The organism is Chromobacterium sp. LK1, from assembly GCF_001043555.1.
In the GTDB taxonomy this organism is placed as follows: Bacteria; Pseudomonadota; Gammaproteobacteria; order Burkholderiales; family Chromobacteriaceae; genus Chromobacterium; species Chromobacterium aquaticum.
Genome location: NZ_LDUI01000005.1, coordinates 1 through 22,399, shown reverse-complemented (window position 1 = coordinate 22,399; position 22,399 = coordinate 1). Strand labels below are relative to the sequence as shown.

Below are 22,399 nucleotides of genomic sequence, written 5' to 3'. Positions count from 1 at the left end.
CCAAAATCCGGTGGCCGCGTTAAGCTTGCGTCGTTGAAACCGAAAAACGGGAGCTGAGATGAAAGTGAACGGAATCGCCGCGGCGCTGGCGGGCTTGCTATTGTCGATGCCGGCGCTGGCGCAGACGGCGGATGAGCAATTGCTGGCGGCGCAGATGTATTACCAGCAGGTACGCGGCGCGCAACAGAAAGCCGATGCGCGCTTGACGCAGGCGGAGACGGACAAGGCCAAAGCCGAGCAGCGGCTGGCGGATGCCCAGGCTGGGCTGAGCGGCGCGAATACCGAACTGGAGGCGGCCAAGACCGCTCAAGCGGCGGCGGCGCAGGCCAGCGAGGCGGCCACCAAGGCCTTGAACGAGGCTTGGCAGCGCAAGGAAGGCGGCCAATAACAGCGGCCTTAGGCTTGTTGTGAGAAGCTTCGCGGCGCCAAGTCTCATTCGCCGCGCAGTTGGCGATAGCGGCTGAGGTCGTTCTGGGTTTTCTGGCGAAAAGCCGCCAGTTCCTGTTGCTTGACGGTGATCTGCTTGGCCAGATCCTGTTGTTCGGCCTGCAGCACTTTCAGATTGCGCAGGCTGTTTTGCGGCGGCGCTTGCTTGTTGCGCTGGCTTTGCGCGATGTCTTGCTGGGTATTGCGGACTTGCATCGCCAGTCCTTGGGCGCGCAGCTGCAGCGCGTCCAGCGCGCTTTGCAGCACGGCCTGCTGCTTGGCGCGCTCGGCTTGCAGCTGTTGCAGGCTGGCGTAGCTTTCCACCAGCGCGTTGTCGCGGCGGGTGTTTTCCAAGCGTTGGACGTCGTGTTGTTTTTGCGCGGCCTCGGCGGCTTCGCGCGCCTGGCGCGCGGCGGGGCTTTCCGCCGGCTTGGTGACGGTGCCCTGCTTGGAGAGCTCGGCGACGCCCTGCTGCTGGCTCTGCAGTGGCGGGGAGTCGCTGTAATGCACCTTGCCGGACTCGTCCACCCACTTGTAGAGGCCGCCGGCATTGGCGGCGGTTCCCAGCAGCAGTAGCAGTCCGGCAAGCGTTTTCATCAGTCGTTGACTCCGTATTGCGCCCGGTAGGCGCGCACCGCGTCCAGGTGCGCCGCCAGTTCCGGGCTGTGTTCCAGGAAGCCGAGCAGGTCTTTCAGCGTGGCGATGGCGATGACCGGCAGGCCATGCTGCTGAGCGACTTCCTGCACCGCGGACAACTCACCGCTGCCGCGTTCCATGCGGTCCAGCGCGATGGCCACCCCGGCCGGCTCGGCGCCGGCGGCGCGGATCAGCTGCACCGATTCACGTACCGAGGTGCCGGCCGAGATCACATCGTCTATGATCAGCACCTTGCCTTGCAGCGGTGCCCCCACCAGGGTGCCGCCTTCGCCATGGTCCTTGGCTTCCTTGCGGTTGTAGGCGAAGGGCAGGTTGCGGCCTTGTTCGGCCATGGCCATGCACGCGCCGGCTGCCAGGATGATGCCTTTATAGGCCGGGCCGAACAGCATGTCGAACTGCAAGCCGCTTTCCAGTATCGACTTGGCGTAGAAGCGGGACAAGTGCAATGTGGACAGACCGTCGTTGAACAGGCCGGCATTGAAGAAGTAGGGAGACTTGCGGCCGGCCTTGGTGATGAACTCGCCAAACTTCAAAACCTGCTTGTCGAGCGCAAAACGAATAAAATCCTGACGGAAATCGCTCATCATTACTCCTTATTAACTGTTAACTGTTTGAACGGCTGAAAAAATTGCCGGCAAGCATATCACGGGAGACTCTCTTGCTTCGAATCGTTTCCGCCAATTTGAACGGCATCCGTTCCGCCGATAAAAAAGGTTTCTTCGACTGGCTGGCCGGCATGGACGCCGACTTTGTCTGCGTGCAGGAACTGAAGGCCCAGGCCGGCGACTTGTCAGAGCGCATGCGCCAGCCGGATGGGATGACCGGCTATTTCCATTATGCGGAGAAGAAGGGCTATAGCGGCGTCGGCCTGTACACCCGCCATCTGCCGGACGCGGTGGTGGAAGGGCTGGGCGTGGACTGGATCGATGCCGAAGGCCGTTTCCTGCAACTGGATTTCGGCAATCTCAGCGTGATCTCGCTGTATCTGCCATCCGGCTCCAGCAGCGACGAGCGCCAGCAAGTGAAATTCGATTTTCTCGACGTGTTCATGCCGCATCTGGAAACGCTGCGCGCGGCCGGCCGCGACATCGTGATCTGCGGCGATTGGAACATCGCCCACAATGAGATCGACCTGAAAAACTGGAAGGGCAACCTGAAGAACTCCGGCTTCCTGCCGGAGGAGCGCGCCTGGATGACCGATTTGCTGGGCCGCGTCGGCTGGTGCGACGCCTGGCGCAGCCTGTACCCGGACACGCCGGGCTACACCTGGTGGAGCAATCGCGGTCAGGCTTACGCCAAGGACGTGGGCTGGCGCATCGATTATCACATCGTGACCCCGTCGCTGATGGCGCTGGCGCGCAACGCCTCGGTGTACAAGGACGAGAAGTTTTCCGACCATGCGCCGCTGATCGTCGATTACGAGCGTAGCCTGTGATGTTGGACGAGGACGACATCACCCTGATCACGGTGCCGGGCTGGGGCAACTCCGGAGCGGAGCATTGGCAGACCGCCTGGGAGCGCAGCTATCCGCTGGCGCGCCGGGTGGAGCAGGGCGACTGGCTCTACCCGGAGTGCGAGGCTTGGGTGGACGGCATCCGGCGCACGCTGGAGCAGGTGCCGGGCCGCTGGATGCTGGCGGCGCACAGCCTGGGCTGCCATGCGGCGGCGGCTTGGTTGCGGACGCTGTCCTTGCGCGAACAGAAGCGGCTGCAAGGGCTGTTGCTGGTGGCGCCGCCGGCCTTGCCGATCAGCGAGGCGCGGGCGCGCGCCAGCGGCGAACTGCCGGAGGACGCGCCCCTGCCCGCTTTCGCCGGCTTTAACGCGCCGACGCTGCGCTTGTCCGCGCCGGCCTTATTGGTGGCCAGTCGCGACGACCTGTTCTGCGACATGGCCGAGGCCGAAGCGATGGCGCAAGCCTGGGGCTGTCCCTTGGTCGACGCCGGCGCGCATGGACACCTGGGCAGCGCCGCGCGGCTGGGGCAGTGGCGCTTCGGCCAGGATTTGCTGCAGGAACTGATGCTGGCTTGAGCGGGCTCAGCGCTCAACCGGCCGCGCCGGATCGCTGCACCATTCGCTCCAGGAGCCGGGGTAGAGCCGGCTGCCCGCGAAGCCGGCATGGCTCATCGCCAGCAGATTATGGCAGGCGGTGACGCCGGAGCCGCACTGGTGGACGATGGCGGCTGGATCGAATTCACCGAGCAGTGCCTGCCATTCGGCGCGTAGCTGCTGCACGCTCTTGAAGCGATTTTCGGCGTCGACGTTGTGCATGAAGAAGCGGTTGGCCGCGCCGGGAATGTGGCCGCCCACCGGGTCCAGCGTCTCGCCTTCGCCGCGGAAGCGCTCGGCGGAGCGGGCATCCACCACGGTGAAGGCCGGTTGTTCGATATTGGCCAGCACGGCCGCGGCGTCGACGCTATCCACCAGCGGCGCGCGGACGGAGAAGCGGCAGGGACGGCGCTGCCCGGCTTCGCTGCTGAGCGTGCGACCGGCCTGGCTCCAGGCGGCGATGCCGCCGTCGAGCACGGCGACGGCGGGATGACCGAGCCAACGCAGCAGCCACCAGGCGCGGGCGGCGTATTGTCCGGCCATATCGTCGTAGGCGACCACCTGGGTGCCCGGCGTGACGCCGATGGCGCCGAGGTCCACCGCCAGCCGGCTGCCGTCTGGCAAAGGGTGGCGGCCGTTGTCGCCGGTCTTGCTGCCGGATAGGTGGTAGTCCAGGTGTAGGTAGTGAGCGCCGGGCAGGTGGCCGGCTTCGTAGGCGGCCAGGCCGTAGTCCGGCTGCTCAAGCCGGAAGCGGCAATCCAGGATCACCAGGTTTTCATCGGGCAGAGTGGCCAGTTGTTCGGCGGAAATCAGCGTTTGGTACATGGCATACCTCTTGAATGGAGTCTGGCTGCTCAGCGCAGCAACGTGGCTTGGTAGGACGGGACGCCGGGGACCAGGCGGTAGCTGCCGGCCTCCAGCCGCAGTGTCTCGACACTGCTAGCTCCGTTGCCGTCGACGCGGCGCAGCGCCAGCCAGTGGCGGCCGTCGGCATCCACGCCGTCCACCGGCCAGGCCAGGCCGGATTCGGCGAAGAAGCGGTAGCAGGCCAGATCGGCGCCTTCCAGCCCGTCCGGAACCTGGGTCACCTGGATTTGATAGTTCAGCCAGCAATGGCTGGCGGCGTCGGCTAGTTGTGAGCGCAGTTGTCCGGCCAGGTCTGGCCAGTGGCGTACCGCGCCATCGCGGCGCGCGGCGGCCCAGATCGGGGCGGGAAAGTGGGCGTCGTCTTCGAAGCGCGGAATCACGTGCCAGTGGAGGTGGGGAACCATATTGCCCAGGCTGGCCAGGTTGATCTTGGCCGGCTTTAGAATGTGGCGCAGCGCGGCTTCGGTATATTGGACCCAGTCGAGCAAGTGTAGGCGGTCTTCATCGGAAAGGTCGCTCATCTCGCGGACATGGGCCTTCCAGATCACGCGGCAGAAGCCAGGGTAGCCGGCCTCGTCCACCAACAGCACTCTGAGGCGCTCGTCTTCATGCAGTAGTTGCCCGGCTGGAGCTTGGCACAATTCACAATCCATGGTTGCGGCCTTACTGAAATGTGGAGCGGTCATTGTAACGGTTGCCGTGGGCTTCGGTGAAACCACGGTTCGCTGCTATCATTACAGAAATTATGATTTGAACTATTTATCATGCCTTCTGCCCTAGCCCGCCTGCAGCGGTGTTCAGGCGCTGCGATGGGCAAGAGTGGAGAGCTTGATGACGGATATGATGATTATCTTGGCGCTGATTCTGGCCAGCGCCTTTTTTTCGGTGTCGGAAATTTCGCTGGCGGCTTCGCGCAAGATTCGCTTGCGCCAAATGGTGGACGAAGGCAATGCCAATGCCGAAAAAGTGCTGGCCTTGCAGGAGCATCCCGGCCATTTCTTCACCGTGGTGCAGATAGGCGTCAATGCGGTGGCCATCCTGGGCGGCATCGTCGGCGAAGCGGCGTTCACGCCCTTCTTCGCCCGCGTATTGGGGTTTTTCCTGTCGCCGGAGTTGGCGCAGAGTCTGGGTTTCCTGGCGTCCTTCCTGTTGGTGACCAGCTTGTTCATCCTGTTCGCCGACTTGACGCCCAAGCGTCTGGGCATGGTGGCGGCGGAGACGGTGGCGGTGCGCATCGTGCGGCCGATGTTGTTCATGGTACTGCTGTTCAAGCCGCTGGTGTGGCTGTTCAACGAGTTGTCCGGCCTGTTGCTGCGCTTGGTGGGCATGCCCACCAGCCCGCGCGACGAGATCACCAGTGACGATATCTCGGCGATGATGGACGCCGGCGCCGAAGCCGGCGTGCTGCATCGGCAGGAACATCAGGTCATCGAGAATGTGTTCGAGCTGGAAAGCCGGCTGGTGCCGTCGTCGATGACGCCGCGCGAGAGCATCATCTATTTCACGCTGGACGAGGGGGAGGACAGCATCAAGTCCAAGGTGGCCGAGCAGCCGCATTCCAAGTTCCTGGTGTGCGACAACGGTATCGATAATGTGGTCGGTTACGTCGATTCCAAGGATTTGCTGCGCCGGGTGCTGGCCGGCCGCGCGATCTCGCTGAAGGAGCCGGGCTTGTTGAAGACCGTGCTCTTGATCCCGGATTCCTTGACCCTGTCCGAGTCGCTGGATCAGTTCAAGGGCACGCGCGAGGATTTCGCCGTCATCTTGAATGAATATGCTTTCGTCGTTGGCCTGATCACGCTCAATGACGTGATGTCCACGGTGATGGGCGATCTGGTGGGCCAGGGTCAGGAGGAGCAGATCGTCAAGCGCGACGAAAACTCCTGGTTGGTGGACGGCATCACGCCGGTGGAAGATGTATTGCGAGTGCTGGAGATCGATGAGCTGCCGGACGATCAGAACTACGAAACCGTGGCTGGCTTCATGATGTATATGCTGCGCAAGATCCCACGCCGCACCGATTGCGTGCAATACGCCGGCTACAAGTTCGAGGTGGTGGACATCGACAATCACAAGATCGACCAGATCCTGGTGACGCGGGTGGTGGCCAAGGAGCCGGCGCAGGTTTAAGCGCTTGTACGATCGGTTACATGATTTAACACAGGCCTCACAGACTGCGGCGAGGCGGCTTGCATATGATGAATTCAAGGATGCACCAGGACGGTGCCCTGACAACCGATAAGTCGCAGACTTGGAGAATCACCATGAAAAAGATCGCCGCACTGATCCTGGCTTCCGTAATCGGCCTGACTTCCGCCGCCACCTTCGCCGCCGACGCTTCCGGCCCGGCCGCCAAGGCCGCCGCTCCGGCGCACGCCAAGAAGCATCACGCCAAGAAACATCATCATAAGAAGCATGCCAAAAAGGCAGCTTCCGCCCCGGCCGCGCAAAAAGCCCAAGCCGCCAAGAAACACGTGAAGAAGCAGCATCACAAAAAAGCGCACGTGAAAAAAGCGGCTTGATTCTGCGGCTATAGGCAGGGTATCGGGAGGAGGCTTCGGCCTCCTCTTTGCATTTCCGGAGCCGTGGGCGATTCCCGTTTCAGATGCCATTGAAAATTTAATGGTTTTGTAGTGGCATGGTTTTATGAAGCCAATGCTATTGCCGTGTTGTTTCTGTCTCAAATTGCCAACAGGCATTCTCAAGTTCCCCATCTCTGCGGCGCCGCGCTGTAATGCCTGCTGGAAGATTCCCATTTCCACCTTGCCTATGGTGGTTCTTGCGTTAAATTCATTGAAATTCACTTAAATTCAGGCTTGTTCCGGCTTGTTGGAGCCGGCTGTATTGTCGGCGACGTAAGGCAATACTTTTGACCTGTTTTAACTGTTATTAAGGACAGGTTGGTGAAATTTGGGTTGGCAGCGGTGGAGTGATTGCTCGAATCTGATACCACTGTAATACCACATGTCCGAACTAAAACGCCGGCTTGCGGTGCTGCAGCGGGGACAGCATGACGCTGCCGTGATCACTGACAGAATTGAGGAGGTCCGAATGTCGAAGCTTTCGTTGACGTTGTCGGCGCTGTTTGGAGGGGCCGGCTTGTTGTTGAGCAGCGCGGCGGTATTCGCCGCGCCGGCCTGCAATGCGTGGAGCGGTGCGCAGACCTATAACGGCGGCGATTACGCCCTGCACGCCAACAAGACCTGGCGCGCCAAATGGTGGACGCAGAACAATCAACCAGGCGCGGATCAATGGGGGCCGTGGGAAGAGCGGCCGGCCAGCGAATGCACGCCCGGCGGCGGCGATCCCGGCCCGGGTCCGGGCACCGGCGTGCCGCCGGAACCGACGCCGACCGTGGGCCGCCATGTCGGCTCCTATTTTGCGCAATGGAGCATTTACGGCCGCAATTACAAGCTGCGCAATCTGGTGGACGCAGGCGGCGATAAGAAGCTGACCTTCCTGAATTACGCTTTCGGCAATGTCTACGCCGACGGCAAGTGCGGCATGGTGACCCGTGCAGAGAACGGCAACGGCGACGGCGGCGACGCTTGGGCTGATTACCAGAAATCCTTCGGCGCCAATGAGTCGGTGGACGGCAAGGCAGATGCCTGGAGCGATCCGCTGCGCGGCAACTTCAATCAGCTGCGCAAGCTGAAGCTGGCCAATCCTTCGCTGAAAGTGCTGATTTCACTGGGCGGCTGGACCTGGTCGAAAAACTTCGGCAAGTTCGCCGCCACCGACGCCGGCCGCAAGGCCATGGTCGCGTCCTGCATCGATCTGTACCTGAAAGGCAATCTGCCGGTGGGCGAGAACGCCGGCGGCGCCGGCGCGGCCAAGGGCGTGTTCGACGGCATCGACATCGATTGGGAATACCCGGGCGGCGGCGGTCTGCCGACCAATAGCGTGGATCCCAACGACAAGCAGAACTTCACCTTGCTGATGGCGGAATTCCGCAGCCAGCTGGACGCGCTGACCGCGCAGAACAAGCGCCGCTACTACCTGACCGCGGCGATTGGCTCCGGCGTCGACAAGATCCGCCAGACCGAGCCGGCCAAGTACGCGGCCTATATGGACTGGATCAATGTGATGACTTACGACTTCAACGGCGGCTGGGACGCCAAGGGGCCGACCAACTTCCAGTCCAATCTGTTCCGCGATCCGGCCGCGCCGGTGACTGGCGACCGCGTCTACTACAACGTCAACGACGCGATCCAGACCCTGGTCACCGCCGGCGTGCCCAAGGCCAAGCTGAACGTGGGCATCCCGTTCTATGGCCGCGGCTGGGCCGGCGTGGCGGCGGGAGCCAAGGGCGATGGCCTGTATCAAGTGGCGACCGGAGCCGGCAAGGGCACTTACGAGGCCGGCATCGAGGATTACAAGGTGCTGAAGACGCGTTCCGCCAAGCAGTTCGTGCATCCGGTCAGCAAGCAGTTGTGGACTTACGACGGCAATGAGTTCTGGAGCTACGACGACCCGGCCACCATCCGCACCAAGCTGGACTATGTGCGCCAGCAGCAACTGGGTGGGGTGTTCAGCTGGTCCCTGGACGGCGACGACGCCCAGGGCACTTTGTTGAAGACCACCAGCGAAGTGCGTCAGGACGCCGCCGCGGCCAAGAAGAAGGCGGCGGCCAAGGCCTCGGCCGCATCGCCGTTGAAGTAACACGGAAGCAGCAAAGAGAAACCGCCGGGCGTGCCCGGCGGTTTTCGTTTAAGCCGCGCCGCTTTCCAACTCGGCGATGCCGCGCACGCGTAAGGGCTTGGGTGTTTCGTCCAGATTGGACCAGATCCAGTTGAAGTGATCGATCACCTGTTCCGCGTTCAGTTGAGGTCGTGGTTTGCAGGTGTGAGCGTCGGCGATCAGGGTGACGCTGTATTCCTGCGACATCGCCGAGCGCAGCGCGCTGTCGACGCAGAACTCGGTGGCGGAGCCGGCCAGCCACAGCTCGTCGATATCGCCGCCGCGCAGCAGCTCGGTCAGCGTGGTGTGCTGGAAGCTGTCGCTGAAGCGTTTGTGCACCACGGCATCGCCATCCTGCCGCGCTAGCGCCGGATGCAGCTGCCAGGCCTCGCTGTCGCGCGCCAGATCGCTGCCGGGGCCGCTGTCGTGCTGGATGAAGATCACCGGCATGTGTTGGCGGCGCGCCAGCGCGATGGCGCGGTTGAGATTGGCCAGCACGGCGTCGGCACGGCCGGCGCGGGGCTGGCCTTCGATCTGGCCGTATTGCACGTCGATGATGATCAACGCTTTATTGCCCATGGGTTGTTCTCCAACCTTATAGAAGCACGCGCTCAATGCCGCCATCGCGCGCCTGATCCACATACTGCTTCAACCAGTTCGGCCCCAGCACATGCTTGGCGATTTCCACCACGATGTAGTCGGCTTCGGTGCCGGTGTCCGGGCTGTAGCGCGACAGGCCTTGCAGGCAGGACGGGCAGGAGGTCAGGATCTTCACTGGCTGGACAGGCTTGGCGCCACCGGTCAGTGCCTGCAGGTTCTTGTTGATTTCCTCTTCCTTGCGCGAGCGCACCTGAGTGGCGATGTCCGGCCGGCTGGCGGCGAAGGTGCCGGATTCGCCGCAGCAGCGGTCTGACAGCGCCACGCCGCCGCCTAGCAGCTCGTTGACCACCTTCATAGGCTGATAGGCCTTCATCGGCGTGTGGCAGGGATCGTGATACAGGTATTGCTGACCGCCGACGCCGTCCAGCTTGACGCCCTTCTCCATCAGGTATTCATGGATGTCGATGATGCGGCAGCCCGGGAAGATGTCCTCGAAGCGGTATTGCGACAACTGGTCGTAGCAGGTGCCGCAGCTGACCACCACGGTCTTGATGTCCAGGTAGTTCAGCGTGGTGGCCACGCGGTGGAACAGCACCCGGTTCTCGGTGGTGATCGCGTCGCCCTTGTCCTGATAGCCGGCGCTGGTCTGCGGATAGCCGCAGCACAGATAGCCGGGAGGCAGCACCGTCTGCGCGCCGACATGCCACAGCATGGCCTGGGTGGCGAGGCCAACCTGGCTGAACAGGCGCTCCGAGCCGCAGCCGGGGAAGTAGAACACCGCTTCCGCGTCTTCCGACAGCTTGGGGTTGCGGATGATGGGCACGATGCTGGCGTCTTCCACGTCCAGCAGCGCGCGCGCGGTTTTCTTGGGCAGGCCGCCGGGCATGGGCTTGTTGATGAAGTGGATCACCTGCTCCTTGACCGGCGCCTTGCCGACGGTGGCCGGCGGTTGCCGGGTCTGGGAGCCTATCAAGCCCAGGCGCTTGCCCACCGCGTTGCCCAGCCGCTGCGCCTTGTAGGCGACGCCGACCAGGCCGGTGCGCAAGGCCTTGATGGTGGCCGGGTCCTTGGCGGTGAGAAAGGCCATGCCGACGGCGGTGCCGGGGTTGAAACTCTTGTTGCCGGTCTTGCGCAGGAAGTTGCGCATCGCCACCGAAACATCGCCGAAGTCGATCTTGACCGGGCAGGGCTTGACGCAGCGGTGGCAGACCGTGCAATGGTCGGCGACATCGGATAATTCCTCGAAATGCTTGAGGCTGACGCCGCGGCGGGTCTGCTCTTCGTAGAGGAAGGCCTCGGTTAGCAGGCCGACGCCGAGAATCTTGTTGCGCGGCGAGTACAGCAGATTGGCGCGCGGCACATGGGTGGAGCACACCGGTTTGCACTTGCCGCAGCGCAGGCAGTCCTTGATCGAATCGCTGATCGCGCCGATGTCGGATTGTTCCAGGATCAGCGATTCCGCGCCCAGCAAGGAGAAGGACGGCGTATAAGCCATGGCCAGGTCGGCGCCGGGTAGCAGCTTGCCGCGGTTGAAGTGGCCGTTGGGGTCCACTTGCTGCTTGTAGGCGCGGAAGGGGGCGATTTCCTCCTCGCTGAGGAATTCCAGCTTGGTGATGCCGATGCCGTGCTCGCCGGAAATCACTCCGCCCAAGGAGCGCGCCAGCGCCATGATGCGCTCCACCGCCTTGTGCGCGCTTTGCAGCATCTCGTAATCGTCGGAGTTGACCGGCAGGTTGGTGTGGACGTTGCCGTCGCCGGCATGCATGTGCAGCGCGACAAACACGCGGCTGCGCAGCACTTTTTGCTGGATGGCGCGGATGGCGGCCAGGATGGGGCCGTCGGTGTTGCCGGAGAACAGTTGCTCCAGTTCGGCCTGCATTTCGCGCTTCCAGCTGACGCGCACGACCATGTCGCGCAGCGCGTGAAACACCGAGGCTGGCGTTGCCGCGGCGTCTTCCAGCGGCGCGTGCGGCCAGCGCTCGCGGTATTCGTGGAAGGGACGGTCAAGGTGTTCCAACAGCCACTGCCAGCGGTCGCGGGTGATGGCGAGCTGGGACAGCGCCGAGGCGCGGCGGTCGCCGATCAGTTCTTCCGATGGCAGATTGGTGTCCAGCTTGTCCACCGGCAGCCGGCCGTGGAAATACTCGGTCAAGGTATCGAGCAGGCGCAGCTTGTTCTGGATCGACAGCTCGATATTGATGCGTTCGATGCCGTCGCTGTAATCGCCCAGCCGCGGCAGCGGGATCACCACGTCTTCGTTGATCTTGAAGGCGTTGGTGTGCTTGGCGATGGCGGCGGTGCGGCTGCGGTCCAGCCAGAAGCGCTTGCGCGTTTCCGGGGTGATGGCGATGAAGCCTTCGCCGTGACGCGCGTTGGCCAGCCGCACCACTTGGCTGGCGGCTTCCGCCACCGCGTCCTCGTGGTCCGACACCAGGTCGGCGATCAGCACCATCTTGGGGCGGCCTTTGCTCTTGGCCTTGGTCACATAGGACACCGCGCGCACATAGCGCCAGTCCAGGTGTTCTAGGCCGGCCAGCTGCACGCCGGCGGCCAGCGCCGTGCCGCCGGGCTTGAACAGATCGGTGATTTCGACGATGGCCGGCGTGGCTTCGGCCACGGTGCCGAAGAACTCCAGGCAGACGGTGCGGATATGCGCGGGCATGCGATGCAGCACAAAGCGGGCGCTGGTGATGATGCCGTCGCAGCCCTCCTTCTGCACGGCGGGCAGGCCGGCCAGGAATTTGTCGGTGACGTCCTTTCCCAGGCCCACTTTGCGGAAGGCGCTGCCGGGGATGTCCAGCTGACGGCTGGACACCACGGTCTGGCCGTCGTCCTTGAGCTGGCTGACGCGGAAGCGGGCGACGTCGACATCGTGAATCTTGCCGTAGTTGTGCTCCAGGCGTTCGATGAACTGCCATTGGCCGTTGGCGTCCACCATTTTCCAGCTGGCGAGGTTGTCCAGCGTGGTGCCCCATAGCACCGCCTTCTTGCCGCCGGCGTTCATCGCGATATTGCCGCCGATACAGGAGGCCTCGGCCGAGGTGGGGTCCACCGCGAACACCAGGCCGGCCGCCGCGGCAGCCTCGGCGACGCGGGCGGTGACCACGCCGGCGCCGCATTGTATGGTGGCGCGGAGGCCGTTCAGGCCGGGCAGTTCGATCTGTTCAACGCCGAGGTGGCGGTCCAGCTTTTCGGTGTTGATCACCGCGCTCATGCGGTCCAGCGGCACCGCGCCGCCGGTGTAGCCGGTGCCGCCGCCGCGCGGAATGATGGTCAGGCCCAGCTCGATACAGGCGCGCACCAGCGGCGCGATTTCGGCTTCGCTGTCCGGGCTCAGCACCACGAACGGATATTCGACGCGCCAGTCGGTGGCGTCGGTGACGTGGGCGACGCGGGACAGGCCGTCGAACTGGATATTGTCGCGGCGGGTGAGCCGGGACAGCTTCTTCAGGATCTTGGCGCGCAGCTCGCGAGTGTCCTCGAACTGTTCGGCGAAGCGCTCGACGGCGGCGCGCGCCGCGGTCAGCATCTTGCCCACCTTGTCATTGCCTTCGCGGCGTTTTTCCACTTCGGCCAGCCGGTGGCGCATCGCGTCCACCAAGGCCGCCAGCCGCTTGGGATTGTCCAGCAGGTCGTCGACCAGATAGGGGTTGCGGTCCACCACCCAGATATCGCCCAAGACCTCGAACAGCATGCGGGCGGAGCGGCCGGTCTTGCGCTCGGCGCGCAGCTCCTCCAGCAGTTTCCACATCGGCTCGCCCAGCAGGCGGATGAAGATTTCGCGATCGGAGTACGAGGTGTAGTTGTACGGGATCTCCCGCACACGGGCTTGGGTGGTGGTGGTCATTGTCCGTGCAGCTGTCATTATTGGAAAAACGTCCACCAGTGTAGCCCAATTGTTGCGTTGCGAAAAACCCGTATTCGCTAGGGATTTCCCTCTTTACTTCAAGATATTGCGGAGATCGGATATTGTCCTACCGTTCTTGGGTGGGACGTGGCGGCAGTGTTTTGGTGGAATGGATAGGGCTGGGTGGCGACACCGTTGCGTGAGCTGCCGGCGGCCAGAATGGCCGCCGGCTAGATGAGCATCAGCGCGTGGAGGAGTTGAGGGCCAGGCGTTGGGCCAGCTGCACGGCTTCGAACAGGCTGCCCGGATGAGCAAGACCGCTGCCGGCCAGGTCTAGCGCGGTGCCGTGGTCGACCGAGGTGCGGATGATGGGTAGTCCCAGGGTGATATTGATGCCGGCGCCAAAGCTGGCGTGCTTGAGCACTGGCAGGCCCTGGTCGTGGTACATCGCCAGCACCGCGTCGCAGCCGGCCAGTTTGTCCGGGTTGAACAGGGTGTCGGCCGGCAAGGGTCCGATCAAGTCCATGCCCTGGCCGCGTAGCCGCGTCAGCAGCGGTTCGATGATTTCGATTTCCTCGCGGCCCAGATGACCGCCTTCGCCCGCGTGCGGGTTCAGGCCCGCCACCAGCACGCGTGGCGCGGCGATGCCGAACTTGGCGCGCAGGTCAGCGTGCAGGATGCGGATGACCTGTTCCAGGCTGTCCGGGGTGATGGCATCGGCGACCTCACGCAGCGGCAGATGAGTGGTGGCCAGCGCCACGCGCATGCCGCCGCCGGCCAGCATCATCACCACCTTGGGCGTGTGCGTGCGCTCGGCCAGGTATTCGGTGTGGCCGGAGAAGGCGACGCCGCCGTCGTTGATGACTCCCTTGTGCACCGGCGCGGTTACCATGGCGGCGAATTCGCCGGTCAGGCAGCCGTCGACGGCGCAGTCCAGCGTTGCCAGCACATAACCGGCGTTGGCCGGGTCCAGTCGCCCGGTGACGACGGGCGCCGCCAGCGGCACATGGCAGACTTCCAGTCCCTGTGTCGGCGCGGGCGTGTCCGCAACATAATCATGCAGCGGCAGCGCGAGGCCCAGTTGGCGCGCGCGCGCCGCCAGCAGCGATTTGTCGCCGATCAGCACGCAACGCGCATCGACGCCGGCTTCGGTCAGCCGCAGCGCCAGGTCCGGGCCGACCCCGGCCGGCTCGCCGGTGGTGATGGCCAATACCGGGACGCTCATGCTTACTTCTCGTCCAGCCGTTCTTCGACAAAGGCGGAGTCGCGCAGCTGGCGCACCCAGTCGGCGTAGGCCTGTTCGATCTTGCGGGAGCGGATCTGCTGCTTGATCGCCAGCCGTTCGCGGTCGCCGGACACGTCCTGATTGCGCTTGCCCTCGACCAGGATCAAATGCCAGCCAAACGGGGTGCGCACCGGCTGCGACAGCTGGCCGATCGGCAGTTGGGTCATCGCGTTCTCGAAGTCCGGCACCAGATCGCCGAGGTTGACCCAGCCCAGATCGCCGCCCTTGGCGTTGCTGCCGTCTTCGGAGTAGAGCTTGGCCATGTCGGCGAACTTGGCGCCGCGCTGGATGCGGTCGCGTACCTGTTCGATGCGGGTCTTGGCGTCATTGGCCGATACTGCCTCGTTGGTGCGGATCAGAATGTGACGCACATGGTATTGCTCCACCATCATCGGCGCGCCGCTGTCACGCTTGTCCTGCAGTTGGAAGATGAAGAAGCCTTGCTGGGTGCGGATTACATTGGTGTGCTGGCCGGTTTTCAGCTGCTCCAGCATCTGCACGAACTCCACTGGCAGCGACACCGCGCTGCGCCAGCCCATATCGCCGCCTTTCAGCGCATTGGGCGCGTCGGAGTAGCTGGCCGAGACCTTGGCGAAGGGCTGGCCTGCGTCCAGTTCCGTCAGGGCTTTCTCCGCTTTCTTCGACAGGGTGTCGATCTGCTTGGCATCGGCGCGCTCCGGCACATTGATCAGGACGCTGGCTAGGTGGTATTCGGCGCGGTTGCCGCTCTGCGCGCTTTTCAGCACCTGGTCGACTTCGGTCTCGTTGACATTTACCTTGGCGGCGACTTCGCTGTCGCGCAGGCGGGCGATGGTCAGCTCCTTGCGCACTTCGGCGCGCAGCTTGTCGAAGGCCAGGCCCTCCTTGGCCAGCTGCGCTTTCAGGCCGGCCAGATCCATTTTGTTCTGCTTGGCCAGATTGGCCACGGCCTGGTCCACCGCGGCGTCATCGATGCGCAGGCCGCCGCTGGCGGCGTATTGCAGCTGCACTTCTTCGGTGATCATCTGCTCCAGCATCTGTTTTTCCAGCACCTGACGCGCCGGAGGCGCCACTTTCTGAGCCTGTAGCTGTTTGATCGCTTCGTCGACGCGGGCTTGCAGGTCCAGCCAGGTGATCACGTTCTTGTTGACCACCGCTACGATGCGGTCCACTTCTTTGACCGGGGTGGCGGGAGCGGCGACGGCGCCTTGCAGGGCACCGGCCAGCAACAGGGCGAGCAGAGTCTGTTTCATGATCATCGCTTATAAGTCGTTAGTCTTGCTATAACCGGGAATCGCCAGCTTCAGCGTGTTGACTGGGTTGTTGCCGAAACCGCCCAGGCCTTTGAATTCCAGTTGGAAATAAATGGCGTTCTTGGTGGTGGTCAGATCGCTGACATAGCGCTGACCGACCATGCGCGCCGACCAGCAACCGTCGTTGTACTCGAAACCGGCCAGTTGTTCCAGCGGCTTGCGGTCGGCCAGCGAGTAGTTGTAGCGGCCTAGCGCATACCATTTCTTGGCGATCGGCCATTGCGCGGCGATGTCCACCTGGCGCAGCGGGCCGTAGAGCGAGGAGTTGTCGAGCTGCTCGTAGCGGCCATAACGGTAGCGGGCGCTGAGCACCTTGCCCGCCGCCGGGTTGTAGCGCAGCTGGGCATTGTAACGCTCGGTGGTTTTCAGCGCCTCGTTCCATTCATAGGAGCTGTCCAGCCGCCAGCCCTTGGCCAAGTCACCGCCGGCGCCCAGCAACAGGTTGGAGCCGCTGACGGTGCGTTGCTGTGGCACACCGGCCAGCGTGATGTCGTCCTGGTTGAAGTAGTAGCGCTTGCCCACCGTCAGCCGGATCCGCTCCATGCCGTTTTCCTGGCTGACCAGGCGGCTGGTCAGCGCCGTGGTCAGCTGATTGGCGCCGTTGACGCGGTCGGAACCGGAGAAGCGGTTCTCGGTGAACAATTGAGCGAAGTTGAAGTCGTTTTCCGAGGTATCGAAGTTGGGTAGATTGTTCTGATTGCGGGTCGGAATATTGACGTAGAACAGCCGCGGTTCCAGCGTCAACAGATGGTCCTGCCCCAGGAATTCGGTGTCGCGGTCGAAGTAGAGGCCGGCGTCAGTGCTGAAAATGGGCAGGCTGCGCGACACCGAACGCGCTTGCTGACCGGGCAGCGCGTCCAGCTGGTACTCGGTCAGGTGTATGCCGATCTTGGGTTTCAGAAAGCCCCAGCTCTTGTCTAGGCTCCAGCTCAGGCTGGGATAGGCGACCAGGCGATCGCCGTTTTGCAGCTTTGGGTGCGAGAAGCGGGTCAACTCGCTTTGCAGATTGGCGCTGAAGCCCTGAGGTAACTGCTGGCTAACACTAAAGGTTAGCTGTGGCAGCCGTGCGTAGGGGATATCGCCGGGGCCGGGGTTTTCCAGCAAGGTCTGGTAGCGCTGCGCGCGCAAGGTGGCGTTGGCCGAACCGCCCTGCCAGCCAAAGCCGTAGCTGAGCCAGGCTTCGCGCACCAGGTTGACGTTGGCGGCGATGCTGAGACGGTCGCCGAAATCCTTGAAGTAATTCGGATCGGAAACGTAGTTGGCGTTGTAGCCGAAGCTCAGGCCCGGCGCCAGCGTCTGGTTATGTGTTGCATACCAGGCGTAGCGGTTCTTGTCGGTAACCTTGTCCTTGGGCAATTGCTCGGTGTAGATCGAACCGGTGTAGTTGGGTTGCAGGTAGCGGAACTCCGCACCCAGCATGGTGCCATGTTTATCGTTGAAATGCGGGGTGATGGTCGCGTCGTAGTTGGGCGCGATATTCCAGTAATACGGCAACGCGACCTCGGTGCCGTTGCTGCCGGTCTTGAAGGTGGGCGGCAGGAAGCCGCTCTTGCGGTTGCCATTGAGCGGGAAATCCATCCACGGGGTGTACAGGATGGGCACGCCGTAGAAATTCAGCCGCGCGTTGCGAGCGACGCCGACACCATTGACGTAGTCCAGATCCAGCAAGGAAGAGTTCAGATACCAGGAGTCGTCGCCGGGCTCGCAGCTATTGATGCGGCTATTGTAGACCCGGTATAGATTCTGACCGCGGAAGTCCACTTGCTGGCCATCGCCGCGCATCGGCACCGTGCTCATCGGGCGGGTGCTCGCCGGCGCGCCCTTGGCGGCCGGTGCCGGCTTGCCCATCGCGAACACCGGGTCCATGCCGGTGCCGCTGTAGTCGGCGACGTTGTAATCCAGTGTGGTGCCGGTGACGACATCGACGCCGCGCGTCATCTTGAAGCGGTCGCCGGCTTTGACCCGATCCTTGTTCTGGTAGTAATTCAACCAGTCGGATTCCAGCTTCTGGTCGTCGCGAGTGACCACCACATTGCCGCGCGCTTTCAATTCCACATTCATTTCACCGTCCATATCGTCGGCGGTGACATGGGTTTGGCCTTCGGCCTTGGGCGGTGTGGGCAGGGCGATCGGCGCGTCTTCATCGGCCAGCGCCAGCGCGGGGTTCAGCGAAAACGCGGCTGCCAGCGCCAAGGCTAGCGGATGGGGTTTGATTCTGGGCATGCACAAAGCCATATCTAAGGGGCGGCGGGGCAGTATAAAATCAGCCAATTCTATCAGCACCAAGACGAAGCGACATGCACAGACAGGAACTCATCAAGAAATGGCTGGCGGATTTGTATCCCGGGCAGGACATCGGGCTGGAATTCGCCGCCGCGGATGCCGATTTCCGGCGCTACTTTCGTGCGACTTGGCCGGACGGCGCGAGTTGCATCGTGATGGACGCGCCGCCGGAAAAAATGAGCACCGATGCCTATGTGCAAGTGCGCGACGTTTTCGCGATGGTCAATGTTCCCAAGCTGCTGGCGCGTGATCGCGAACAGGGCCTGCTGTTGTTGGAGGATCTGGGGCGGGTGACCTATCTGGCCGCCTTGGAACACGATGGACGCGAACAGGTGCGGCGTCATCTATTGCTGGAGGCGCTGGACACCTTGGTGGAAATCCAGTCCGCCAGCCAGCCGGGAGTGTTGCCGGAATACGACGCAGCGCTGCTGACGCGCGAGTTGAATCTGTTTCCGGAATGGTTCTGTGCCAAGGAGCTGGGCCAGCCGCTGAATTTCGCCCAGCGCCAATTATGGGACGCCGGGGTCCAGGCCTTGCTGCCGGTGCTGCTGGCCCAGTCCAGGGTGTTCGTGCATCGAGATTTCATTGTGCGCAACCTGATGCTGACACCGGGCAAGCCCGGGGTCCTGGATTTTCAGGACGCGGTATTCGGTCCGATCAGCTACGACATCGTCAGTCTGCTGCGCGATGCCTTCATCGAGTGGGACGAGCCCTTCGTGCTCGATATCGCGATCCGCTATTGGGAGAAGGCGCGCGCGGCGGGCCTGCCGGTACCGGCCGAGTTCGATGCCTTCTACCGTGATTTCGAATGGATGGGGGTACAGCGCCACCTGAAAGTGGCCGGTATTTTCGCGCGGTTGTTCCACCGCGACGGCAAGGACAAATACCGCGCCGAGATTCCGCGTTTCATCAAATATCTGAAGCGGACCTCCCGTCGTTATCAGGAACTGGCGCCGTTTTATCAGTTGCTGCTGCAATTGGTGGGCAAGGATGAGACTGACGAAGAACTGCAAGCGGCCTATCCGGTGCTGAGCTACAAGGGGTGAGCATGCCTAAAGCCATGATTCTGGCGGCCGGCCGCGGTGAACGGATGCGGCCGCTGACCGATCACACGCCCAAGCCCTTGTTGCCCGTGGACGGCAAACCCTTGATCGTCTGGCAGATCGAGCGCTTGGTGGCGGCCGGTTTCGCCGATATCGTGATCAACCATGCCTGGCTTGGCACGCAGATTGAAAGAGAGTTGGGCGATGGCCGGCGCTTTGGCGCGCGCATCGCCTACTCCGCCGAGGGCGAGCCCTTGGAAACCGCCGGCGGCATCGCCAAAGCCTTGCCCTTGTTGCGCGAGGAGGGCGATTGCGCCTTCCTGTGCGTGGCGGCGGATATCTACACCGATTTCGACTATGCCCGCCTGCTGCCACGCTTGGATGCGCTGGAGCGCGGAGTTGAACCGGGCATGCATCTGGTGATGACCGACAATCCGGCTTTCCACGCCGGCGGCGACTTCGCCTTGGCGGCGGATGGTCTGTTGCGGGCGGACGGCGAGCGCAAGCTGACCTTCTCCAGCATCGGCTTGTACGATACCCGCATGTTCGCCGCCATCCAGGCCGGCAGCTTCGTGCCGATGCGGCCGTTTTACGATGCGGCCATCGCGGCGGGCAGAGCCAGCGGCGAGTATTTCAACGGCGCTTGGCACAATGTGGGCACGCCGCAGCAATTGCAGCAGCTGGATGCGCAATTGCGCGCCGTCCCGGGTTGAGGCGATGTCGGCTCCATCCCTTCCCGGCGCGCGTCGCATTCTCGGCATCGATCCCGGCAGCCGCATCACCGGCTTCGGTGTGATCGATTTGCTGGGCCAGCAGCGCCACTATGTCGCGTCCGGCTGCATACGCACGCCGCCAGGCGCGCCGCTGAGCGAACGCATCCGCGTGATCGTCGACGGCCTGTTCGGCGTGATCGATACCTACCAACCACAGGCGGCGGCGATCGAGCAAGTGTTCGTCAACGTCAATCCGGCGGCCACGCTGATGCTGGGACAGGCGCGCGGCGCCTGCATCGCCGCGCTGGTGTTGCGGGACCTGCCGGTGGCGGAATACACCGCGCTGCAGGTCAAGCAATCCGTGGCCGGCCATGGCAAGGCCGCCAAGGAGCAGGTGCAGCACATGGTGGTGCGGATGCTGAATCTGTCCGGCACGCCACAGGCCGACGCAGCCGATGCGCTGGCGGTGGCCCTGGCGCATGCCAACCTCAGCGCCGGCGCCTTGGGCCAACTGGCGCAGAGCGGCTTGAAAATTCGCGGCGGCCGGCTGGTATAGCCGCTTGCCTGTTATCGCTTGAAGAAAGAACCAGAACATGATCGGACGCCTGAGCGGCAATCTCATCGAAAAACTACCGCCGCAAGTGGTGCTGGACGTCAATGGCGTCGGCTACGAGGTCGATGTGCCGATGACCACTTTCTACCAACTGCCGGCGCTGGGTCAGAAAACCACGCTATTCACCCATCTGGTGGTGCGCGAGGACGCTCATCTGCTGTTCGGCTTCGCCAGCAAGGAAGATCGCCAGACTTTCCGTCAGTTGATCAAGGTGAGCGGCATCGGCGCCAAGATCGCGCTGGCCATTCTTTCCGGCATGACCACCGATGAACTGGCGGTGGCGGTGGCCAGCGAGGACATCAAGCGTCTGTCCGCGGTGCCTGGCATAGGCAAGAAAACCGCCGAGCGCCTGGTGCTCGAACTGCGCGGCAAGCTGGCCACTGGCAGCACGCTGACCGCGCCGGGCGGGCTGGCTTTCGCCGCGACGCCGGACGAGAAGAGCGACATCGTCAACGCCCTGCTGGCATTGGGATATAACGAGAAAGAGGCGGCGGCCGCCATCAAGGGCCTGCCGGCCGAGGTGACGGTGAGCGAGGGCGTGCGCCTGGCCTTGAAGAGCCTGATGAAGTTCTAGCACCTGTCCAGAGGGCAAGGGCGAGGCAGCGGAAGGTATTAGCGATATCTGTGCTCTTCGAAGCGGTTTTCACCGAGCGCCTTGCCGGGCACTGCTGAGCGTGAACGGCTTCTAAAGCCGCGTACTGCTCGCCTATAGTGGGGAGAGCCATGCGCGGGCATGGCGCGGCACTGTGGCGCGGCCTGGAGGCGGGTTCATCGTGAAGACATGGATGGTGCTGAGCGGTTTGGCGCTGGCGGCCTGTTGGGCGGGCGCCGAGGGCGGCGTGGCGTGTCCGCCGCGTCCCATCCGTTTCGCCTTCTATGAAATCGGCCAGTTTTATAGCGCCGGCCAAGGGCTGGACCGGGATGTCGCCGAAGAACTGCGCCACCGCAGCGGCTGCCGTTTCGAGTACCTGGTGATGCCGCGCGCGCATCTGGCAGGAGTTGGAGGCCGGCATGCTGGACATGACCGGCTCCGCGATCGAAACCCCGGAGCGGAGCAAGATTTACTGGTTCTTCAACTATATCCAGTTGCGTCAGTACGCGATTCTATCGGCCGAGGTATCGGCCTCCATCCAGTCCATGGAAGCTTTTATCCAGGACGCCCCGTCCAGCCGCTGGGCCATCGTGCGCAGTTATAGCACCAGCCGCTACTTCGATCCCTTGGTGACCCAATTAGCGGTGCAACGCCGGCTGATTGAGGTCGCCGACGAGGATGCCTTGTTCCGATTGCTGGCCCAGCGCCGTGTCGCCGGCATCTTTTCCACGCCCATGGTTTATCGCCAGAAAATCCGCCTGCATGGTTTGGAGGGCAAGGTGCGGGTGGCTGACTGGGAGCGCGAGGAGACGCCAAGTCCGCGCAGCCTGGTGCTGAACAAGCGCGGTTTTTCCGAAGGCGAAGCCCGGGCCTGGCATCAACTGCTGGACGGCATGAATCGCGACGGCACCATGCTGCGGCTGATCAGCCGCTATATGAGCAGGGACGAGGCCGCGGCAGCGGTGTGGGCCGGTGGAAAACGATAGCGTCCGCGAATAAAAAAGGCCGCCCAGAAGGGCGGCGAATGGAGGCGGGCACACTTGCGTGCGTCCCTTGGGACGACTCCGGGTAAAGCGAGGGTCGGCGCTGCTGTACTCAGGGCAAGCGAGCCAGGGGGCAGCGCGCCGACGAACACTAGGGGTTTAGCCTGCGGCTTTGAGAGTGACGTTGGTGCGAACCGCGGTCACGCCAGGCACGCGAGAGGCTTCTTCGGCTACGCGGCGCAGCGCTTCTTCGCTGGGCGCGGTGCCGGTCAGAATGACTTCGCCCGCTTTCACGCTGCTCTGGATATTGGCGCCGACTTGGGCCGCAGCCTTGGATACCGTTTCCTGAACCGCCTGGTTCAGGTTGGCTGCAGGTGCGCTGGGCGCGGCTTCCGCCACCATGGCTTCTGCGGCGCTGGCATCGCCCTTGGCTGCGGTGGCGCGTTGAGCGTGGTCGTCGGCCGGGGCGCTG

21 protein-coding genes are annotated in these 22,399 nt (G+C 63.2%); 11 read left to right on the top strand and 10 right to left on the bottom strand.

Annotated features, from left to right (window positions below; genetic code table 11):
- The first annotated feature begins 58 nt into the window (after positions 1 to 58).
- The gene (locus tag VI26_RS03045) at positions 59 to 388 is read left to right on the top strand and encodes a hypothetical protein (protein ID WP_048408282.1); all 330 of its coding nucleotides are present in this window, start codon (positions 59 to 61) and stop codon (positions 386 to 388) included.
- 44 nt (positions 389 to 432) lie between these two features.
- Here the strand turns inward: VI26_RS03045 and VI26_RS03040 are convergent, their stop codons facing one another.
- Both VI26_RS03040 and pyrE read right to left on the bottom strand, forming a co-directional pair.
- Positions 433 to 1,023 carry a DUF4124 domain-containing protein gene (locus tag VI26_RS03040; protein ID WP_048408281.1) on the bottom strand — a complete coding sequence of 197 codons (591 nt, stop codon included), beginning with the start codon at positions 1,021 to 1,023 and terminating at the stop codon, positions 433 to 435.
- The gene (pyrE, locus tag VI26_RS03035; RefSeq protein ID WP_048408280.1) at positions 1,023 to 1,667 is read right to left on the bottom strand and encodes an orotate phosphoribosyltransferase; all 645 of its coding nucleotides are present in this window, start codon (positions 1,665 to 1,667) and stop codon (positions 1,023 to 1,025) included. Before pyrE ends, VI26_RS03040 begins: the two co-directional genes overlap by 1 nt.
- A gap of 74 nt (positions 1,668 to 1,741) precedes the next feature.
- Here pyrE and VI26_RS03030 point away from each other — a divergent pair, with 74 nt between their 5' ends.
- Complete coding sequence (locus tag VI26_RS03030) at positions 1,742 to 2,518, top strand: exodeoxyribonuclease III (protein WP_048408279.1); 777 nt, start codon at positions 1,742 to 1,744, stop codon at positions 2,516 to 2,518.
- Positions 2,518 to 3,111 (top strand): alpha/beta hydrolase, encoded by a 594-nt coding sequence (locus VI26_RS03025; RefSeq protein WP_048408278.1) that lies wholly within the window; start codon positions 2,518 to 2,520, stop codon positions 3,109 to 3,111. Before VI26_RS03030 ends, VI26_RS03025 begins: the two co-directional genes overlap by 1 nt.
- A gap of 6 nt (positions 3,112 to 3,117) precedes the next feature.
- On the opposite strand, the gene VI26_RS03020 is transcribed toward VI26_RS03025, so the two are convergent.
- Positions 3,118 to 3,954, bottom strand: coding sequence for a sulfurtransferase (locus VI26_RS03020; protein ID WP_048408277.1), 837 nt, complete (start codon positions 3,952 to 3,954; stop codon positions 3,118 to 3,120).
- Positions 3,955 to 3,983: 29 nt separating this feature from the next.
- Positions 3,984 to 4,649: an HIT family protein gene (locus tag VI26_RS25285; RefSeq protein ID WP_082150856.1), complete on the bottom strand. Its 666-nt coding sequence runs from the start codon at positions 4,647 to 4,649 to the stop codon at positions 3,984 to 3,986.
- 178 nt (positions 4,650 to 4,827) lie between these two features.
- Between VI26_RS25285 and VI26_RS03010 the strand changes: the two genes are divergently transcribed.
- The 3 genes from VI26_RS03010 (at position 4,828) to VI26_RS03000 (ending at position 8,658) form a co-directional block, all read left to right on the top strand.
- Positions 4,828 to 6,126: a hemolysin family protein gene (locus tag VI26_RS03010; protein WP_231580947.1), complete on the top strand. Its 1,299-nt coding sequence runs from the start codon at positions 4,828 to 4,830 to the stop codon at positions 6,124 to 6,126.
- Positions 6,127 to 6,260: 134 nt separating this feature from the next.
- Positions 6,261 to 6,518, top strand: a complete 258-nt coding sequence (locus tag VI26_RS03005) for a hypothetical protein (protein ID WP_048408275.1) — start codon at positions 6,261 to 6,263, stop codon at positions 6,516 to 6,518.
- A 529-nt stretch (positions 6,519 to 7,047) separates the two neighbouring features.
- Complete coding sequence (locus tag VI26_RS03000; RefSeq protein ID WP_048408274.1) at positions 7,048 to 8,658, top strand: glycosyl hydrolase family 18 protein; 1,611 nt, start codon at positions 7,048 to 7,050, stop codon at positions 8,656 to 8,658.
- A 48-nt stretch (positions 8,659 to 8,706) separates the two neighbouring features.
- Here the strand turns inward: VI26_RS03000 and VI26_RS02995 are convergent, their stop codons facing one another.
- The 5 genes from VI26_RS02995 to VI26_RS02975 form a co-directional block, all read right to left on the bottom strand.
- Positions 8,707 to 9,255, bottom strand: coding sequence for a cysteine hydrolase family protein (locus tag VI26_RS02995; RefSeq protein ID WP_048408273.1), 549 nt, complete (start codon positions 9,253 to 9,255; stop codon positions 8,707 to 8,709).
- 16 nt (positions 9,256 to 9,271) lie between these two features.
- A complete protein-coding gene (locus VI26_RS02990; protein ID WP_048408272.1) occupies positions 9,272 to 13,123 on the bottom strand; it encodes a DUF3683 domain-containing protein in 3,852 nt (1,283 codons plus the stop codon).
- A gap of 241 nt (positions 13,124 to 13,364) precedes the next feature.
- Positions 13,365 to 14,348, bottom strand: a complete 984-nt coding sequence (gene pdxA / locus VI26_RS02985) for a 4-hydroxythreonine-4-phosphate dehydrogenase PdxA (protein ID WP_048408271.1) — start codon at positions 14,346 to 14,348, stop codon at positions 13,365 to 13,367.
- A gap of 2 nt (positions 14,349 to 14,350) precedes the next feature.
- A complete protein-coding gene (locus tag VI26_RS02980) occupies positions 14,351 to 15,640 on the bottom strand; it encodes a peptidylprolyl isomerase (RefSeq protein WP_197081363.1) in 1,290 nt (429 codons plus the stop codon).
- Positions 15,641 to 15,649: 9 nt separating this feature from the next.
- Positions 15,650 to 17,923, bottom strand: a complete 2,274-nt coding sequence (locus VI26_RS02975; protein WP_048408422.1) for an LPS-assembly protein LptD — start codon at positions 17,921 to 17,923, stop codon at positions 15,650 to 15,652.
- A 74-nt stretch (positions 17,924 to 17,997) separates the two neighbouring features.
- Here VI26_RS02975 and amgK point away from each other — a divergent pair, with 74 nt between their 5' ends.
- The 5 genes from amgK (at position 17,998) to VI26_RS02950 (ending at position 21,930) form a co-directional block, all read left to right on the top strand.
- Positions 17,998 to 19,029, top strand: a complete 1,032-nt coding sequence (gene amgK / locus VI26_RS02970; RefSeq protein ID WP_048408269.1) for an N-acetylmuramate/N-acetylglucosamine kinase AmgK — start codon at positions 17,998 to 18,000, stop codon at positions 19,027 to 19,029.
- A gap of 2 nt (positions 19,030 to 19,031) precedes the next feature.
- Positions 19,032 to 19,739 carry an N-acetylmuramate alpha-1-phosphate uridylyltransferase MurU gene (murU, locus tag VI26_RS02965; protein ID WP_197081362.1) on the top strand — a complete coding sequence of 236 codons (708 nt, stop codon included), beginning with the start codon at positions 19,032 to 19,034 and terminating at the stop codon, positions 19,737 to 19,739.
- 4 nt (positions 19,740 to 19,743) lie between these two features.
- The gene (gene ruvC / locus VI26_RS02960) at positions 19,744 to 20,295 is read left to right on the top strand and encodes a crossover junction endodeoxyribonuclease RuvC (RefSeq protein ID WP_048408267.1); all 552 of its coding nucleotides are present in this window, start codon (positions 19,744 to 19,746) and stop codon (positions 20,293 to 20,295) included.
- 37 nt (positions 20,296 to 20,332) lie between these two features.
- Complete coding sequence (gene ruvA, locus VI26_RS02955) at positions 20,333 to 20,926, top strand: Holliday junction branch migration protein RuvA (RefSeq protein ID WP_048408266.1); 594 nt, start codon at positions 20,333 to 20,335, stop codon at positions 20,924 to 20,926.
- 425 nt (positions 20,927 to 21,351) lie between these two features.
- Positions 21,352 to 21,930 carry a hypothetical protein gene (locus tag VI26_RS02950; protein ID WP_369799185.1) on the top strand — a complete coding sequence of 193 codons (579 nt, stop codon included), beginning with the start codon at positions 21,352 to 21,354 and terminating at the stop codon, positions 21,928 to 21,930.
- Between the two features lie 156 nt (positions 21,931 to 22,086).
- On the opposite strand, the gene VI26_RS02945 is transcribed toward VI26_RS02950, so the two are convergent.
- Positions 22,087 to 22,399: BON domain-containing protein (locus VI26_RS02945; RefSeq protein WP_048408264.1), on the bottom strand; the 313-nt coding region annotated here is incomplete at its 5' end.